Genomic DNA, 1,094 nt, shown 5'->3' on the forward strand with positions numbered 1-1,094 from the left:
AGCGAGCCGTCGAGCGCGGCGGCGAGGAGGCGCTCCGGTGCGGTGAGGGCGAGGTCGCGGAGCACGGCGTGGGCGAAGGCGTAGTGCTGTCGTCGGGCATCCGTAGCATTCATACATCAGTTCTATCGGAGCCCACTGACAACGCCGCCGCACCCGGCGGCCGTTCGCCCGGCCGCCGGGCTGCCGGGCTGCCCGTCCGCCTCCGGCTCAGGGGATGCTGAGCCCGTACGCCGCGAGCACGGGCACCACCGGCTGGTAGAACGCCGTCCCGCCGGAGCTGCACGGGCTACCGGACACGAGCAGGCCGAGCGCCGTCCCGCCGGAGTACGCGGACGCGCTGTCGCCCGGCTCGGTGCAGAGGGTGGCGCGGAACAGGCCGTAGACCGTGCCCTCGGGGTAGCTGATGGTCTCGTTGACCGAGACCACCGTGCCGCAGTGCACGCCGGTGGTCCGGCCGGCGCTGCACACCTGCTGCCCGACCGAGGGCTGGGCGGCGCCGGTGATCTCGATCGCCCCGCCGGGCACGCCGGAGGCCAGCTCGCTGGGGTAGGTGAAGTCGGGGTTGTTGTAGTGGATCAGGGCGTAGTCGCTGACCGGGAAGCTCACGCCCCCGGTCCGGCCGATCTCCACCGTCCTGGCGGCGTCCGCGTACCAGACGGCGCCGGAGTCGCCGACGCAGTGGCCCTGCATGAGGGCGTAACGCTCCCCGCCGCGGCCCGCGTTGAAGCCGACCGGGCAGGACCGTCCGGTGCTGCTGTAGATGACGTCGCCGCCGCGGACAACCTGTTCCTGGGCCGCGGCGGCCGGCGGGGCGAGTGCGGTGAGCACGGCGAGGAGCACGGCGGCCAGGACGGCCGCCACCGGGGCGAGTTTCGCGGGCGTGCCGTGGGGCGCGTGGTACGGGGTGAGCGGAGCGCGACGTAAGTTCACGGATCCTCCCGTCGTGGGGTCGGCAGCCGCATTGTCGCGCAGGGCCGACCGCCCCGTACAGGAGGTCCGTTCGGCCCTATTCCGGTGCGGATGGTCCCGGGCATGCTGGTCTCGCCTCGGAGAGCCGTGGCGTGGGGGGTGAGAGCCGGTGCGGCGCGGAAGCC

General features: G+C 73.7%; 1 protein-coding gene. It reads right to left on the minus strand.

Translation table 11 applies throughout. The features are described 5' to 3' along the window. Positions 1-207: 207 nt before the first annotated feature. Positions 208-930 carry a S1 family peptidase gene (locus H5J30_RS35030; RefSeq protein WP_181791830.1) on the minus strand — a complete coding sequence of 241 codons (723 nt, stop codon included), beginning with the start codon at positions 928-930 and terminating at the stop codon, positions 208-210. Positions 931-1,094: the final 164 nt, after the last annotated feature.

This window comes from Streptomyces phytophilus (assembly GCF_013870535.1).
In the GTDB taxonomy this organism is placed as follows: domain Bacteria; phylum Actinomycetota; class Actinomycetes; order Streptomycetales; family Streptomycetaceae; genus Streptomyces; species Streptomyces phytophilus.